2 protein-coding genes are annotated in these 1,618 nt (G+C 64.2%); both read right to left on the reverse strand.

The genetic code is table 11. The features are described 5' to 3' along the window. Positions 1 to 828: 828 nt before the first annotated feature. On the reverse strand, positions 829 to 1,047 hold the full coding sequence (locus tag L6Q96_17115; GenBank protein MCK6556279.1) for a type II toxin-antitoxin system HicB family antitoxin: 219 nt from the start codon (positions 1,045 to 1,047) through the stop codon (positions 829 to 831). Further along, positions 1,037 to 1,228: a type II toxin-antitoxin system HicA family toxin gene (locus L6Q96_17120; GenBank protein MCK6556280.1), complete on the reverse strand. Its 192-nt coding sequence runs from the start codon at positions 1,226 to 1,228 to the stop codon at positions 1,037 to 1,039. The genes L6Q96_17115 and L6Q96_17120 overlap by 11 nt, the downstream gene beginning before the upstream one ends. Positions 1,229 to 1,618: the final 390 nt, after the last annotated feature.

Raw genomic sequence — 1,618 nt, forward strand, 5'->3', positions numbered from 1 at the left:
GTCTACGGGGAAGCGGCCGTGAACGGGTACGTGAACGAGTACGAGTACGGAGGAGATGGCGGCTCGGCGGCGCGCGCAGGCGAGGGGTCGGTGGGACATCCACTCGGGGGTCGGTGGGACATCCACTCGCGCCTGCCGGAGAGATGGGTGTCCAGCACCTCACGTGAACGAGTACGAGTACGGAGGAGAGGGCGGCTCGGCGGCGCCCGCTGGCGAGGGGTCGGTGGGACATCCACTCGCGCCTGCCGGAGAGATGGGTGTCCAGCACCTCACTTCGCCGCGCCGCTGATCTCCGCTGACACTTCTCTCACAAAAGGACGCAGACCACTTCACGCCACGGCAACTTCACCAGATTCACGCGCTTTCTCTCAGCCGTTCACAGTTCTCTTCCGCTTTGGGACGACGCCACTAGGACCGCACGCCGTTGATTGTAAACCGGGGACCAGATGACGTCTAACGGCTTGCGCCTGAGCTGCCGGCGTAGTGGCGACCGCGACTGGCAACGGCGTTCAAGCCGGACAGATCGAGGCGCTTGTTATGTGTCCTTTCGGCAAGCGTGCATGCGGGGTGCCGCCCGCTTTGAGTAAGCTGCCCGACCATCTCGACGGAAGGAGGGATGAGGGCAAGGACCCCTGCGGTCGCGTGCCCGACGGTGTGGCGCAGAGGGGCCGGTCGCCGCAAGGAACGGCAACGTCGCACACTCAGTCCTTCTCCGCGGCGCTTTTCGGGGTGAAAACGAGCCCATGAACCGAGCCAAACGCTCAGTGTAAGCCGCACGCGTTCCTTGCGCGCGGCGGCTCGACGCTGTTGTTCGGCATCCTGCCGCCATCATGCATACAGCAGGCGCCCCTTGGGCTCAGGGATGGCCCGGCCCAGATCGCGAGCGGTTTCGATCCATTCCCGAATCACGACCTCTGCGTTGGCCAGGGCCTGCTTGTACGTGGCGCCATCGGCTGCACACCCCGGGAGCTCGGGGACCTCCGCAATGTATGCTTCGTCCTCGGCACTCCAGTAGATGATGATCTCGTACTTCCACTTATCGGCCATTCGATCCTCCCGCCATTCGGTACTTCACGATGACGGCGCGCACCTGCTTGACCTGATACGGTTTCGCGTTCCGGTCCCTCGGCTGCAGGTTCAGGATCTCTTCGACGCCGGTCTTCGTGAAGATGTGGTGGCTCCCGCGAATCCGCTCGTCGAATCCCAGACGAAGAAGCAAGCCGCGCAATCGGTCGAACTAAACGTTGGCATCCGCAGTGCCGCTCAGAATCTGGGCGAGGAGGGTATCGCGCTTGGCCACTCCCGGAGTCTAGCCGAAGGGCTGCCCAAAGCCGAACGCATGGCCGGTCCGACGCGGCATCCTTTGCGTCACACGGCTGCCTCGATTGCTCCTTGGATCTGCTTCCGATCAAAGGACACGACGTTCCCCGTCACGCCGAACGAGTAAGGGTGTTTCCGCCATCCGGCTCGACGTGCCGGCACGCGAGCCAGCACAGCGCAGAACGAAGCTGCGAGACGGATCCCTCAACCGCGGGAGGACGAGCCTGCCACCGAACCGCTCGGTGCACGGCCCGCCCTCCCGTTCTCGGATCTACCGGCCGCTGCTGCGACCTCTACA

This window comes from Candidatus Binatia bacterium, from assembly GCA_023150935.1.
In the GTDB taxonomy this organism is placed as follows: Bacteria; Desulfobacterota; Binatia; order HRBIN30; family HRBIN30; genus JAKLJW01.